Origin of the sequence: Caulobacter sp. DWR2-3-1b2 (assembly GCF_049896345.1) — a bacterium.
Classification (GTDB): domain Bacteria; phylum Pseudomonadota; class Alphaproteobacteria; order Caulobacterales; family Caulobacteraceae; genus Caulobacter.
Genome location: NZ_JAFCUC010000003.1, coordinates 93916 through 107551 on the forward strand (window position 1 = coordinate 93916; position 13636 = coordinate 107551).

Consider the following 13636-nt stretch of genomic DNA (forward strand, 5'->3'; position numbering starts at 1 on the left):
GCTACGCGCTTGTCCGGGATGACAATGAGAGGGTGCATCATTTCGGCCTAAATCGCTTGGAGGTCGGGAACCCCTTGGGTGACAGCTTGCCCCCGCCCGCCCGTCGACCGACCCACTCTTTCCATTCGGTCCAGTCGCGGCGGCGACCGGCGGTGTCGATCCAGAAGGCGCCGGCCTCGGCGTTGAACGAGATGGCGTCGCGCAGCCCGCCCTCGCGATAGGCCTGCAGCTTGACCCCTTTGCCGCGCGGCATTTCCGGCAGCTCTTCAAGCGGGAAGATCAGGATCTTGCCGTTGTCGCCGACCACCGCGATCTGGTCGCCCACGGCTTCCAGGCAGAAGGCCGCGCCGGAGGCGTCGACCGTCAGCACCTGCTTGCCGGCCTTGCGGTTGGCTAGGGCCTCTTCTTCCGGCAGCAGGAAGCCGTAGCCCTGTTTCGAGGCCATGAAGCGCTTGCGCCCGGCCTTGAACGGGAAGACGTCGATGATCTTCACCTTGTCGTCCAGCTCGATCATCATCCGCACCGGCTCACCATGGCCCCGTGCCGATGGCAGGGCCGCGCAGCCCAGAGTGAAGAACCGGCCGTCAGAGGTGAACAGCAAAAGCTTGTCGGTGGTCTCGGCCGGGACCAGGAAGCCGAGCTTGTCGCCCTCCTTGAACTTAAGCTCCGACGGGTCCTCGACCTTGCCCTTGGCGGCGCGGATCCAGCCGCGCTCCGACAGGATGACGGTGATCGGCTCGCGAACGATCATCGCTTCAAGCGCCGCCTCGGCGTCGACGACAGGAGCGTCGGCGAAGATCGAGCGACCAATGACACCCGTCGCACGGCCCGCCTTGTCCAGCGGGTGCTTGATCTTCAGAAGCACGGCGCGCACCTGGCGCAGGCCCGTGCCGACCAGGGTCCACTGCTGTTTGTCGCTGGCCAGCATGGCCAGGATGCCGTCGCGTTCTTCCACGAGCTGGGCGTGCTCGCGGCGGATCTCCATCTCCTCCAGCTTGGCCAGCTGGCGCAGGCGGGTGTTGAGGATGGCGTCGGCCTGGAGGTCGCTTAGCGCGAAGGCGGCCATCAGCTTTTGCTTGGGTTCGTCCTCGTACCGGACGATACGAATCACCTCGTCGAGATTGAGGTAGGCGATCAGCAGGCCGTCCAGGATATGCAGGCGGGCTTCGATCTTGGCCAGCCGGTTGCGCGCCCGGCGGGTCAGCACGTCGCGGCGGTGGGCCAGGAAGGCGATCAGGCACGACTTGATGCCCATCACCCCCGGCGTGCCGCGCGCGTCCAGCACATTGATATTGACCGGGAAGCGGTTTTCCAGGGCCGAGAGCTTGAACAGGCTCTCCATCAGCACTTCGGGCTCGACGTTCTTGGACTTCGGTTCCAGCACCAGCCGGATGTCCTCGGCGCTCTCGTCGCGCACGTCGCCCAGCAGGGCCGCCTTCTTGCTCTCGATCAAGTCGGCCAGTTGCTCGACCAGGTCGGACTTCTTGACCTGATACGGAATCTCGGTGACGACGATCTGGTAGGTCCCGCGACCGGTTTCCTCGCGCTCCCACTTGGCGCGGGTGCGCACGCCGCCGCGACCGGTCTCGTAGGTCTCGAGCAAGGAAGCGGCCGACTCGACGATGACGCCGCCGGTCGGAAAGTCGGGGCCCGGCACGCGTTCCAGGATCTCGGCCGTGGTCGCCTCGGGCTTGGAGAGCAGCAGCAGGCAGGCGTCGATCAACTCGGCCGGATTGTGCGGCGGGATCGAAGTGGCCATGCCCACGGCGATGCCCGACGAGCCGTTGGCCAGCAGGTTGGGGAAGCCCGACGGCAGGACCACCGGCTCCTCATCCTGGCCGTCATAGGAAGGCTTGAAATCGACCGCGTCCTCGTCGATGCCGTCCAGCAGCAGCATGGCCGCAGCGGTCATCTTACACTCGGTGTAGCGCATGGCGGCGGGGTTATCGCCGTCGATATTGCCGAAATTGCCCTGTCCGTCGATCAGCGGCACCCGCTGGGAAAAGTCCTGGGCCAGGCGCACCAGGGCGTCGTAGATCGACTGGTCGCCGTGCGGGTGGAAATTACCCATCACCTCGCCGACCACCTTAGCGCACTTGCGCGCGCCGCCCTCGGGGTTGAGGCGCATGTTGTTCATCGCGTGCAGCACGCGGCGGTGCACGGGCTTGAGGCCGTCGCGCACGTCGGGCAGGGCCCGCGAGCCGATCGTCGACAGCGCATAGGCCAGGTAGCGCTTTGACAGCGCCTCGGTCAGCGGCTCATCGAGAATGCGATCGCCGTCGCCGGGACCGCCAGGGGGAAGGACTGGTTTGTTCATCTTGAGGATTCGTTACGCGTGAAGGGCACAGTAGCAGAAGTGTAGGATGGGCTTCGAGAGTTTGGCGATGGTGGCTCACTCACTTGCCCCCACCTGGCGACTGCGTCGCCTGTCCGCTCCCATAGGGGGCGGAGTTCGCGCGATTTGAGCTCCGCCCCCTATGGGGGCGGACAGACCGCGAAGCGGTCAGGTGGGGGCACGTGAGTGAGCCACTAAAGTCGCCCCGCCTCCCCCAGCCGATCCAGCAGCCACACCCTCGCCGGCGGCAGCGGTTTGTTCAACGGGTGAAAGACGAACTGCTCGAGGAAGTGGCCGGTGATGTCGAGCCCCGCCTTGACGTCGCCCGAGGCCAGCCCGCCCTGGGCCGACAGCATGAACGGCGGCAGGGGCAGAAGCTTGTCGTGATAGGGCGCGCCCGCCGCCCGGCTGACCGCCCGACCCGTGCGCGGGCTGACATAGACCAGGTCGTCCAACGACCCCGTCGAGGCGCATTTGGACAGGTCCAGGCCAAAGCCCAGGTCCTGCAGCAGCCCCGCCTCGAACCGCACATAGACCGCCGGCCAGATCTCGGGGATGGCCAGGGCTGCGAGCATCGCCTCCATCGCGTGGAACGCTCCCGGATGCGGCTCGCGCTCGGGCAAGGCGCCGGCCGCGACCGAGGCGGCGGCGGAAAGACCCGCCAAGGCCAGGGGTTCGTCGAACAGCGACGAGGGCCCCTCGCCGATCGGCTCCAGGGTCGCGGCCCCCAGTTGGTCGGACATCCGGGCGCGATAGCGGGCGATGACTCGCGCGCCGGCCTGCAGGAACGGCTTCATCCGCCGCGAGGCCGCGCCGGCCACATGGGCGGCGAACTTGCCACGGTCCTGGGTCAGAAGCTCGACGATCGCCCCGGTCTCGCCGTGCACGCGCGCCGACAGCACAAAGGCCTCGTCTTCCCATTCCATCCGGCGCGCCTCGTTAGGTGAGAAGCTGTCTTACCGCATCCTGGGTCGCGAGGGTCAACGGGCTGGGCAGATCGTCGAGCGCGAACCACCCCCAGGCCTCAAGCGCTGCGGGTTCCTGGATCACCGGCTCGCCCACGCAGCCGTCGGCGCGGTAGGTCACCGCAACCCAGTGGGAGTCTTCGGCGATCATGTCAGTGACGCACAGCACTGGACCGGCGACGACGGTGATCCCGAGCTCTTCAAGAATCTCCCGCTCGGCGCAGGCCCGCGCGCTTTCGCCCCAGTCCAGTTTGCCGCCAGGCTGGCCCCAGTGGCCGGCTTCCGGCTGACGGCGGCGCTTGACGAGCAGGAGGCGGCTTTGGGTGTCGAGGATAGCCGCGCCGCAGCCTATGCGGGGACGAAGGGGTTCGCCGGGTGATTCCGAGCTGCTCATCAGCGCCTTCTACAGCGTTTGTAGACTCGACCCCATCCGCCTATATCCAGCCCTCATGACCAACGACGACGTCCTCGACGAATTCCGCGCCGCCGGCGCCCTGCGCGAAGGCCATTTCGTGCTGTCCAGCGGCCTGCACAGCCCGGTCTTCCTGCAGAAGAACCTGGTGTTCATGCGACCGGAGCGCTGCGAGCGCCTGTGCAAGGCGCTGGCGCAGAAGATCATCGCCACGGTGGGCCAGCCCGACGTGGCCGTTTCACCGGCTGTGGGCGGGATCATCCCCGGCTACGAGACGGCCCGCTGGCTGGACGTCGCCTCGATCTATGTCGAGCGCGAGGGCGGCAGCTTCAAGTTCCGCCGCGGCTTTCACCTGGAGCCCGGGCAGAAGGTCGTGATGGTCGAGGACATCGTCACCACCGGCCTGTCGTCGCGCGAATGCATCGCCGCGATCCAGGACGCCGGGGGCGACGTGATCGCCGCAGCCTGCATCGTCGATCGCTCGGGCGGCAAGGTCGATGTCGGCGTGCCCCTGGTGTCGCTGTGCAGCCTGGAGGTGCCGGCCTATCCGGCCGACGCCCTGCCCCCCGAACTGGCCGCCATCCCGATCGAGGACCCGGGCAGCCGGCGGCTGAGGGGCTGACGACCATGCTGCGACTCGGCGTCAATATCGATCACGTGGCCACGATCCGCAACGCGCGCGGGTCCAGCTATCCAGAGCCGGTGCGGGCTGCCGAACTGGCCCTGGCGGCCGGCGCCGACGGCATCACCGCCCACCTGCGCGAGGACCGCCGCCACATCAGCGACGCCGACATCGCCCTGCTCAACAACCTCTGCCTCAAGCGTGGCAAGCCGCTGAACTTCGAGATGGCGGTCACTGACGAGATGGTCGGCATCGCCCTGGCCGCTCGCCCCCACGCCGCCTGCCTGGTGCCCGAGCGCCGCGAGGAGGTCACCACCGAGGGCGGGCTGGACGTGGTGCGGGGTCAGAACCGCATCGCCGACGCGACCGCCCGCCTGCGCACTGTCGGGGCGCGGGTGTCACTGTTCATCGAGGCCGATCCCGCCCAGATCCAGGCCTCGGCCGACGTCGGCGCCCAGGTGGTCGAACTGCACACCGGGGCCTATTGCGACGCCGCCCGCGATGGTCACGCCGACCGCGCCGCCGCCATCCTCGAACGTCTGAAGGCCGGCGCGGTCCTGGCGCAAAGTCTCGGCCTTGAGGTCCATGCCGGCCACGGCATCGACTACGCCACCGTCAAACCGATTGCCGCCATCCCGCAGATCGCCGAACTCAACATCGGCCATTTCCTGATTGGCGAGGCGATCTTCGTTGGCCTGCCCCAGGCCATCCTGCGCATGCGGACCCTGATGGACGCCGCCCGCCTGGACGCCGCGGCATGATCATCGGCATCGGCTCGGACCTGTGCGACATCAGGCGGATCGAGAAGTCCCTCGAACGGTTCGGCGACCGCTTTACCCACAAGGTCTTCACCGAGACCGAACGCAAGCGGTCCGAGCGCAAGCCCGACCGCGCCAGCAGCTACGCCAAGCGCTTCGCCGCCAAGGAAGCCTGCGCCAAGGCCCTGGGCACAGGCCTGAAGGGCGGCGTACATTTGGCCGGCATGGGGGTGATCAACCTGCAGTCCGGCAAGCCGACCCTGGCCCTGACCGGCGGCGCGGCGGACTGCCTGGCCGAACTGACGCCGCCGGGCATGACCGCCGTGGTCCACCTGTCCCTGACCGACGATCATCCGTACGCCCAGGCCTTCGTGATCATCGAGGCGATAACGCCTCCCCCTGTGGGCGAAGTGTCGGCGTAGCCGACGGCGGGAGGAGGCAGGTAGTCACGGACAAGATCGAGCGTCCTAAAACGCCCCCCACCGGTCGCTGTGCGACCACCTCCCCCACGGGGGGAGGACTTCGGCCCTGCTCTTGCAGCTTGACCGTGAAGGCGTCTGGAACGGCGCCGTTGTGGGACGGGGCTCATGACTTTCTGGGTGGATGTCGAAACCAGGACACGCCGCAAACCGCGCGCGGCGTCTCGTGACGCGATCCAGGCGCGCAAGCCGTTGATGCCCTGGCAAAAGCGGCCTTTCGCCTGGCTGCTGGTCGGGTGGAGCGCGTTCGCCCTGATCCTGCTGGCGATCTTCGCCACAATTTGAGTCCATTTTTTCAGGTCAAGCTTGGCGGGCGGGCGCGCCATACTTGCTCCCGTCGTAAAGCCCGTCTAGCTAGGCGCGTCGGGTTCGCCCGAGGCCCATTCCGTCGAGAGCCCCTTCGCGCATGACCGACACCGCCGACACCCCGACCGCCGACGAGCCGAACGGCGCGGTCAAGGAGTTCCTGGAGATCGTCAAGACGGTCGCCTATGCCTTGGGCATCGCCCTGGTGCTGCGGGTGCTGCTGTTCCAGCCGTTCACGATCCCGTCGGCCTCGATGGAGCCCAATCTCTACCAGGGCGACTACATTATCGTGTCGAAGTACAGCTATGGCTGGTCTAAGCACTCGATCCCGTTCAGCCCGCCGCTGTTCAACGGTCGGATCCTGGGCCACACCCCGCGGCGCGGCGACATCGTGGTGTTCAAACTGCCGCGCGATATCAAGATGGACTATATCAAGCGCCTGATCGGCCTGCCTGGCGACAAGGTGCAGGTGCGCGGCGGCGTGGTCTATATCAACGGCACGGCCCTGGAGCGCACGGCGCTGCCGCCGGCCATGGTCAATACGGGCTACAACATCATCAGCGCCAGCCGCTTCGAGGAGACCAATCCCGAGGGCCGCAAATACACCACCCAGGACTACGGCCCCGACGGCGAGAGCGACAATACCGGCGTCTATATCGTACCGGAAGGCTGCTACTTCTTCATGGGCGACAACCGCGACAACAGCCTGGACAGCCGCTTCAACCCCGGGATCTCGCCGTTCAAGACCGGCTCTGGCGTCTGCAAGTGGGACTACGCCAACGACCAGTATATCGGGCTGCAGCAAGGTGTGGGCTTCGTCCCGGCCGAGAACCTGGAAGGCCGCGCCCAGCTGATTCTGCTGTCGTGGAACGCCGACGCCCATCTGTTCAAGCCTTGGACCTGGTTCACCGAGGCGCGGCCTAGCCGCTTCTTCCGCGTCCTCAAATGACAGATCGGCGCGCCGTCGCCGTCGGCGACCTGGAGCGCCGGATCGGTCACACGTTCCAGGATCGCAAGCTGCTGGAACTGGCCCTGACCCACGCCAGCGTCGGGGACGGGGCCAAGAAGGCCGGCGACAAGGTTGGCGACAACGAGGTGCTGGAGTTCATCGGCGACCGCGTGCTGGGCCTGCTCGCCGCCGAGGCCCTGGCCGAGCGCTTCCCCAAGGCCAAAGAGGGCGAATTGGCTCCGCGCCTGAACGCCCTGGTCAGTCGCGAGACCTGCGCGCGGGTGGCTCGCGCCGCCGAGATGGGCCCTGCCCTGCGCCTGTCGGCCTCGTCCAGCAAGATCGGCGGCCGCGAGACCGACTCGATCCTGGCCGGCGCCGCCGAAGCGCTGATGGCGGCCCTCTATCGCGACGGCGGACTTGAGCTCGCGCGCCGGGTGTTCCTCGACCTGTGGTCCGGCGAGTTCGACTTGGCCAACCAAGGCAAGCCCCGCGACCCCAAGACCGCCCTCCAGGAATGGGCCCAGGCCCAAGGCAAGCCCCTGCCGACCTACGCCGTCAAGGACCGCAAGGGGCCTGATCATGCGCCAGTGTTTACGGTGGCGGTGACGGTGGTGGGGCTAGACCCGGTGCTGGCCGAGGGACGCTCGCGGCAGGAGGCCGAGAAGGCTGCGGCCAAGGCGCTGCTGGAGCGCGAGGGCGCGGGGATTTAGGTCCTCCCCCTGTGGGGGAGATGGTCGCGCAGCGACCGGTGGGGGGCGTTTTAAGACGCTCGATCCTGCCCATGACCACCTGCCGATCACTCCCCCCTCCGTCGGCTTCGTCGACACCTCCCCCACAGGGGGAGGCTTTTGGTCTCCGCTGTGCTACACGCACCCGCAATGACTGAAAACACCCCCCAAAACACCCGCGCCGGTTTTGCCGCCATCATCGGCGCCCCGAACGCCGGCAAGTCCACCCTGGTCAACCGCATGGTCGGCGCCAAGGTCTCGATCGTCACCCAGAAGGTCCAGACGACGCGCTTTCCCGTGCGCGGCGTGGCCATGACTGGCCAGACCCAGATCGTGCTGGTCGACACCCCCGGCATCTTCACCCCGCGCCGCCGGCTGGACCGCGCCATGGTCCGTTCCGCCTGGAGCGGCGCCGAGGACAGCGAAGTCGTCGTCCACCTGGTCGACGTCCAGGCCGAGCTGGCCTCGCGCGAGCGCCGCGCCTCGGCCGGCGAGCACCGCTCGGTGCAGGACGTCCAGACCATTATCGAGGGCTTGAAGGCCAGCAACCGCCAGGTGATCCTGGCGCTGAACAAGATCGACGGCGTCAAGCGCGAGACCCTGCTGGCCGTCGCCCACGATCTGTTCGAGACCGGCGTCTATTCCGAGGTCTTCATGATCAGCGCCGGCACGGGCGCGGGCGTCGATGACCTGATGGCCAAGCTGGCCTCGATGATGCCGGAGGGCCCGTGGCTGTATCCGGAAGACCAGACCGCCGACCTGCCCGCCCGCCTGCTGGCCGCCGAGATCACCCGCGAGAAGATCTATCTGCGCGTTCACGAGGAGCTGCCCTACGCCGCCTCGGTGGAAACCACCGCCTTCGAGGAACGCCCGGACGGCAGCGCCCGCATCGAGCAGACCATCTACGTCGAACGCGACGGCCAGCGCGCCATCGTGCTGGGCAAGGGCGGCGAGGTGATCAAGTGGATCGGCAAGAGCTCGCGCGAGGAGCTGGAAGACATCCTGGACCGCAAGATCCACCTGTTCCTGCACGTCAAGGTCAAGGAAAACTGGGCCGAGGAACGCGGGCTGTTCAACGACATGGGGTTGGATTTCGACGTTTAAAGGGTGCTGAGCTCCCTCTCGCTTCCACTCATGATGAGTGGAGTTTGGGGGGCTCTGACCGCCTACCCGCACCCCCTACCCCCGCGTCCGGTCCACCGTCTCCACCGTCGGACACGTTCGCAAGGCGGCCGAGATGTTGGTCAGGTGCTTGGCGTCGCGCACCTCGACGTCGATATCCACGTCGAAGAAGTCGCTTTGCCGGTGGTGCATGCGCAGGTTGACGATATTGCCGCCCGCCTCGCCAATGATCGTGCAGACCTGGCCCAGCACACCTGGAGCGTTGCCGATCGTGGCGTGCAGGCGGGTCAGGGACACCGTCTCGCGCTCGGCCTCGGGGGTCCAGTTAAGGTCGCGCCAGAGATCCTCGCGGTCCTCGTACTCGGCCAGTTTTGGGCAGTCGATGGTGTGGACGTCGAGCGCCGCCCCGTCCTCGCGCAGGATGCCGACGATGCGGTCGCCTGGCACCGGGCTGCAGCAGTGGGCGAAGTGCAGCGCGACGCCCAGCGTCAGGCCGCCGCCGCGCACATAGAGTCGGGCTTCCACGCCACCCTCGATCTTACGGCGCGCAGTGGCCTCGGCGACGTCGGAGCCTTTCATGCCAGGGAAGGCGGTCTCCAGCACCTGGCTGGGCGACACCCGGCCACGGCCGACCGCGTCGAACAGGGCCTCCTCGGTGTCCAGCGCGTAACGCTCGAGGATCGGCCGCAGCGACACGTCCTTCAGCTTCTTGCCGGTCCGTTCAAACACCTGGTCCACCGAGGCCCGGCCCAGGCGCAAGAACTCTTCCTTCTCGGTTTGGCGGATATGGCGGCGGATAGCCGAGCGCGCGCGGCCGGTGACGGTGAGCGACCGCCAGTCCGGCGGGACCACGGGCTTAGAGCCGCGAATGACCTCAACCACATCGCCGTTGTTCAGGCCGGTGCGCAGAGGCTTGAGCTCGCCGTTGATCTTCACGCCGATACAGGTGTCGCCGACGCTGGTGTGGACGGCATAGGCGAAGTCCAGCGGCATGGCGCCCCTGGGCAGGCTGACCAGCTTGCCCTTGGGCGTGAAGACGAACACTTGGTCGAGGAACATCTCCAGCTTGGCGTGCTCGACCAGCTCCTCGGCGTCGCCGCCATGTTCCAGCACCTGGACAAGCTGGCGCAGGTTGGCCAGGGGATCGCGGCTACCGGCTGCCTCCATGCCTTCCAAGTCCAGGCCGTAGGACGCGTCCTTGTAGCGGAAGTGGGCCGCCACGCCCTCTTCGTTGACCCGGTCCATGGCCTCGGTGCGGATCTGCATCTCGATGCGCATGCCGCGCGGCCCCACCACGGTGGTGTGCAGCGAGCGGTAGTTGTTGCGCTTGGGCGTCGAGATGAAGTCCTTGAAGCGATCAGGCACGCTGGACCAGGCGCGGTGCACCACGCCCAGAGCGCGGTAGCAGTCTTCCTCGGAGTCGACGATGACCCGGAAGGCATAGATGTCGGACATCTGCGAGAAGCCGATCGATTTCCGCTGCAGCTTGCGCCAGATCGAATAGGGCGACTTCTCTCGACCGAACACCCGAGCGGGAATGCCGTCGCCGTCCAGCCGCGCGGCAATCTCCTGGCTGACCAGCTCCACAGCCCCGCCCTGCTGGGCCCGCAGGGTATCGAGCCGGCGGATGATCGCCGTGCGCGCCACGGGATTGGTGTGCTCGAAGCTGAGTTCCTCCAGCTCGGTGCAGATCCGGTGACAACCGATGTTGCGGGCCAGGGGCGCATAGATATCGCGCGTCTCACGGGCTATGCGCTCGCGCTTGGCCTGATTCTTGATGAAGTGCAGCGTCCGCATGTTGTGCAGACGGTCGGCCAGCTTGACCAGCAGGACGCGAACGTCCTTGGAGATGGCCAGGATGAACTTGCGCAGGTTCTCGGCCTGGCGCGAATGCTCGGCCTGCAGCTCCAGCTTGGACAGCTTGGTGACGCCGTCGACCAGCTCGGCGATCTCCTCGCCAAACAGCCTGGAGATCTCTTCCTTGGTGACCGGGGTGTCCTCGATCACGTCGTGCAGCAGGGCTGTGACGATGGTCGCGGTATCGAGCCGGTATTCAGTGAGAATGCCAGCCACCTCGATCGGGTGGGCGTAGTAGGGGTCGCCGCTAGCCCTCGTCTGCGAACCGTGCATGCGCATGGCGTAGACATAGGCGCGGTTCAGCAAGGCCTCGTCGGCGGTCGGGTCGTAGGCGTGGACGCGCTCGATCAGTTCATACTGGCGGAGGATTTTCTGGCGAGGCTTGGGAGCGGGCGTCGGCGCCGGGACGGGCTCGGCGGCGTCCACAAACGAAGACGCGCCCGCCTCCGTCCCAGGAGAGGGAGCGGCTTCGGGCGCGCGTTCGGAAGGAGCGGCGGCGGGCGCCGCTTCGAGGATAAGAGGGTCTGCGCCGTCGGGGCTCAGTACCGCTCCTCCTGACCGCCATCGCGGTCGCTCTGCAGGGCGCGAACGAGCTCGAGCTCGCTCATCTGCATGTGGGTGGGATCAGCCAGGAGGGCGAGGGTTTCGGCCTCTTCCTCGGCTTCGGTGTGCTCATCGACGCGTTGCAGTGTGCTGATCAGCTGTTCTTTGAGGCCTTCGTGATCGACCACGTCATCGGCGATCTCGCGCAGGGCGACGACAGGGTTCTTGTCGTTGTCGCGTTCGACCAGCAGCGAGGCGCCGGCCGATATGCCGCGCGCCCGATGGGCGGACAGCAGGACCAGGGCAAAGCGGTTGGGAACCTTCTCGACGCAATCTTCGACGGTGACGCGGGCCATGAATTCCTCGGGCTGAGAGCCGTAGTGATCACGAAATAGGGTGTCCAGCAGCGTTGTACAACGCCGCCTGGGTAGAGTCCCAGCTTTCGCGAGGGGGCGCTTATGCCGCGTTCGCGGGGAGAAGTCCAGCGCGCGGCGATCGAGAAACCGGTCTCTAGCACTTGGTCTGCGGATAAACGGTCTCGCCGCGCTTGAGCATGCCATGAAGGTTTCGATCTTCTTGCGACGGGCTCCATCTTCATGGAGTGGGTGCGGAAGCTCGGGCGAAACGGGTTGGGCGGACTCTTGAGCCGGCGGCAGCGCGCCGGAAACTAAGTTTTGGCAATGTCAGGCGCGGCGTCGCTTCCGACGGTCGCCGCCGCCGCCAGGTCCGCCGCCGTCCGACCGCTGACCGGATGACGCCACTCCGGCGAGATTTCCGCCAGCGGCCCCATCACGAACAGGCGCTCGTGGGCGCGCGGATGGGGCAGGACGAGGCCGACCTCGGTCACCGTTCGACCCTGGGCGATCAGGTCGAGGTCCAGGGTGCGCGGCGCGTTGGCGTCTATCCGGACGCGGCCGAAATGAGTCTCGATCCGGTGTAGCCGCGCCAGGATTTCGCTCGCAGGTAGCGGCGTCTCGACCAAGACGACGCCGTTGCGATAGGCTGGCGCCGTAGGGTCAGGCCACGCCGCCGACGCCCACCAGGAGGAGCGGCCCACGACCTTCAGATCCCCGGCCTCGATGGCCCCTATCGCGGCGTCCAGCAAGGCTTCCCGACTCGGATAGGAACCGGGCAGGCTGCAGCCCAACGCCACCACCGCCACCTCATCCAGCCATTTTTGATCAAACTGATTTTTCAAGGATTTCCGACTCAGTGACCTTTTACCCGACCGAGCGCCTGGCGCTGTTCATCGACGGGGCCAACTTCTTCTCCGCCGCCAAGGCCCTCAGCCTCGACATCGACTACCGCAAGCTGTTGGACGAGTTCCGCAAGCGCGGCATCCTGGTGCGGGCCTATTATTACACCGCCATCGCCGAGAACGAGGAATATTCCCCGATCCGGCCGTTGGTCGACTGGCTCGACTACAACGGCTTTACCCTGGTGACCAAGCCGGCCCGCGAATATACCGACAGTACGGGCCGCAAGCGCTGGCGCGGCGACATGGACGTCGAGATCGCCGTCGACATGCTGGAAATGGCCGCCACGGTCGATCACCTGGTGCTGTTTTCGGGCGACGGTGACTTCCGCGCCGTGGTCGAGGCCGTGCAGCGCAGGGGCCGCCGCGTCACCGTGGTCTCGACGATGAAGAGCCAGCCGCCGATGACCAGCGACGACCTGCGCCGCCAGGCCGACAACTTCGTGGACCTGGCCGACCTGGGGAACATCATCGGCCGGCCACAACGCGGCAATCCCCTGCCCCGCTTCGTCACAGAGCCGGCTCGCGGCGGGGCCCCAAGCCAAGACGACCGAGCCCTCGACGATGAGGACTGACCCGCCAATGGGGCAGCGCTCCAACATCGTCGGCGAGGTCGTGCCCTCGCCTGCAGAGCCGCCACGCGACTGCCCGCTGTGTCCGCGCCTTGTGGCCTATCGCCGCGAGAACCAGGCGCTCTATCCCGACTGGTTCAACGGGCCAGCCCCGTCGTTCGGCGACCATGAGGCTCAGCTGCTCGTCGTGGGCCTGGCCCCCGGTCGCAAGGGGGCCAACCGCACGGGTCGCCCGTTCACCGGCGATTTCGCCGGGGCCCTGCTCTACGAGACCATGATCAAGTACGGCTTCGCCACCGGCAAGTTCGAGGCGCGGCCTGACGACTCGCTGCGGCTGATCGGCAGCGCGGTGACCAACGCCGTCCGCTGCGCCCCGCCGGGCAACAAGCCCGAGACGTCGGAGGAGAACAACTGCCGGCCGTTCCTGGCGGCGCGGCTGGAGAAGTTTCCCCAACTGAAGGCCATCGTCACCCTGGGCGACGTCTCGCGGCGCAATCTGCTGAAGGCGCTTGGGCTGAAGGCGTCGGCGGGCATCCCGGGCCACGGCTCGGAGTTCCAGGCCGGACCCTACCGGGTGTTCAACAGCTACCACTGCTCGCGGCTGAACACGAACACCGGGCGGCTGACGACGCCGATGTTCGAAGAGTTGTTCAGGCGGGTGAAGGCGTATCTGGACGCCAATCCGTAGCGTCGCGCCAGCGGATGAGGACAGGCGCATGCGCCTGTCCTCAAT

General features: G+C 67.0%; 15 protein-coding genes. 9 read left to right on the forward strand and 6 right to left on the reverse strand.

Going from position 1 to position 13636, the window contains the following annotated elements:
• Window positions 1–37: 37 nt before the first annotated feature.
• From parC to ACP694_RS09770, 3 genes are all read right to left on the reverse strand, one after another.
• The gene (gene parC, locus ACP694_RS09760) at window positions 38–2317 is read right to left on the reverse strand and encodes a DNA topoisomerase IV subunit A (protein WP_426011930.1); all 2280 of its coding nucleotides are present in this window, start codon (window positions 2315–2317) and stop codon (window positions 38–40) included.
• A 212-nt stretch (window positions 2318–2529) separates the two neighbouring features.
• The gene (gene recO, locus ACP694_RS09765; RefSeq protein ID WP_426011931.1) at window positions 2530–3261 is read right to left on the reverse strand and encodes a DNA repair protein RecO; all 732 of its coding nucleotides are present in this window, start codon (window positions 3259–3261) and stop codon (window positions 2530–2532) included.
• A gap of 13 nt (window positions 3262–3274) precedes the next feature.
• Window positions 3275–3694, reverse strand: coding sequence for an NUDIX domain-containing protein (locus ACP694_RS09770; RefSeq protein ID WP_426011932.1), 420 nt, complete (start codon window positions 3692–3694; stop codon window positions 3275–3277).
• A gap of 55 nt (window positions 3695–3749) precedes the next feature.
• Here ACP694_RS09770 and pyrE point away from each other — a divergent pair, with 55 nt between their 5' ends.
• The 7 genes from pyrE to era all read left to right on the forward strand — a co-directional run bounded on the left by pyrE (window position 3750) and on the right by era (window position 8658).
• Window positions 3750–4334, forward strand: coding sequence for an orotate phosphoribosyltransferase (gene pyrE / locus ACP694_RS09775; RefSeq protein ID WP_426011934.1), 585 nt, complete (start codon window positions 3750–3752; stop codon window positions 4332–4334).
• A 5-nt stretch (window positions 4335–4339) separates the two neighbouring features.
• Window positions 4340–5095: a pyridoxine 5'-phosphate synthase gene (locus ACP694_RS09780; protein ID WP_426011936.1), complete on the forward strand. Its 756-nt coding sequence runs from the start codon at window positions 4340–4342 to the stop codon at window positions 5093–5095.
• A complete protein-coding gene (gene acpS, locus ACP694_RS09785) occupies window positions 5092–5514 on the forward strand; it encodes a holo-ACP synthase (RefSeq protein ID WP_426011937.1) in 423 nt (140 codons plus the stop codon). Before ACP694_RS09780 ends, acpS begins: the two co-directional genes overlap by 4 nt.
• Before the next feature lie 165 nt (window positions 5515–5679).
• The gene (locus tag ACP694_RS09790; protein WP_426011939.1) at window positions 5680–5856 is read left to right on the forward strand and encodes a hypothetical protein; all 177 of its coding nucleotides are present in this window, start codon (window positions 5680–5682) and stop codon (window positions 5854–5856) included.
• A 121-nt stretch (window positions 5857–5977) separates the two neighbouring features.
• A complete protein-coding gene (gene lepB / locus ACP694_RS09795) occupies window positions 5978–6826 on the forward strand; it encodes a signal peptidase I (RefSeq protein WP_426011940.1) in 849 nt (282 codons plus the stop codon).
• A complete protein-coding gene (gene rnc, locus ACP694_RS09800) occupies window positions 6823–7536 on the forward strand; it encodes a ribonuclease III (protein WP_426011942.1) in 714 nt (237 codons plus the stop codon). The genes lepB and rnc overlap by 4 nt, the downstream gene beginning before the upstream one ends.
• 168 nt (window positions 7537–7704) lie before the next feature.
• Entirely contained in the window at window positions 7705–8658 is a 954-nt protein-coding gene (gene era / locus ACP694_RS09805; RefSeq protein ID WP_426011944.1) for a GTPase Era, read from the forward strand.
• A gap of 75 nt (window positions 8659–8733) precedes the next feature.
• Here the strand turns inward: era and ACP694_RS09810 are convergent, their stop codons facing one another.
• The 3 genes from ACP694_RS09810 to folK form a co-directional block, all read right to left on the reverse strand.
• Window positions 8734–10959, reverse strand: coding sequence for a RelA/SpoT family protein (locus tag ACP694_RS09810; protein ID WP_426011945.1), 2226 nt, complete (start codon window positions 10957–10959; stop codon window positions 8734–8736).
• A 113-nt stretch (window positions 10960–11072) separates the two neighbouring features.
• A complete protein-coding gene (rpoZ, locus tag ACP694_RS09815; RefSeq protein ID WP_426011947.1) occupies window positions 11073–11432 on the reverse strand; it encodes a DNA-directed RNA polymerase subunit omega in 360 nt (119 codons plus the stop codon).
• Window positions 11433–11743: 311 nt separating this feature from the next.
• On the reverse strand, window positions 11744–12274 hold the full coding sequence (gene folK, locus ACP694_RS09820) for a 2-amino-4-hydroxy-6-hydroxymethyldihydropteridine diphosphokinase (protein WP_426011948.1): 531 nt from the start codon (window positions 12272–12274) through the stop codon (window positions 11744–11746).
• A gap of 14 nt (window positions 12275–12288) precedes the next feature.
• On the opposite strand from folK, the gene ACP694_RS09825 reads away from it, so the two are divergent.
• Both ACP694_RS09825 and ACP694_RS09830 read left to right on the forward strand, forming a co-directional pair.
• The gene (locus tag ACP694_RS09825; protein ID WP_426011949.1) at window positions 12289–12906 is read left to right on the forward strand and encodes an NYN domain-containing protein; all 618 of its coding nucleotides are present in this window, start codon (window positions 12289–12291) and stop codon (window positions 12904–12906) included.
• A 7-nt stretch (window positions 12907–12913) separates the two neighbouring features.
• Window positions 12914–13591, forward strand: a complete 678-nt coding sequence (locus tag ACP694_RS09830) for a uracil-DNA glycosylase (RefSeq protein WP_426011951.1) — start codon at window positions 12914–12916, stop codon at window positions 13589–13591.
• The last annotated feature ends 45 nt before the right edge of the window (window positions 13592–13636 follow it).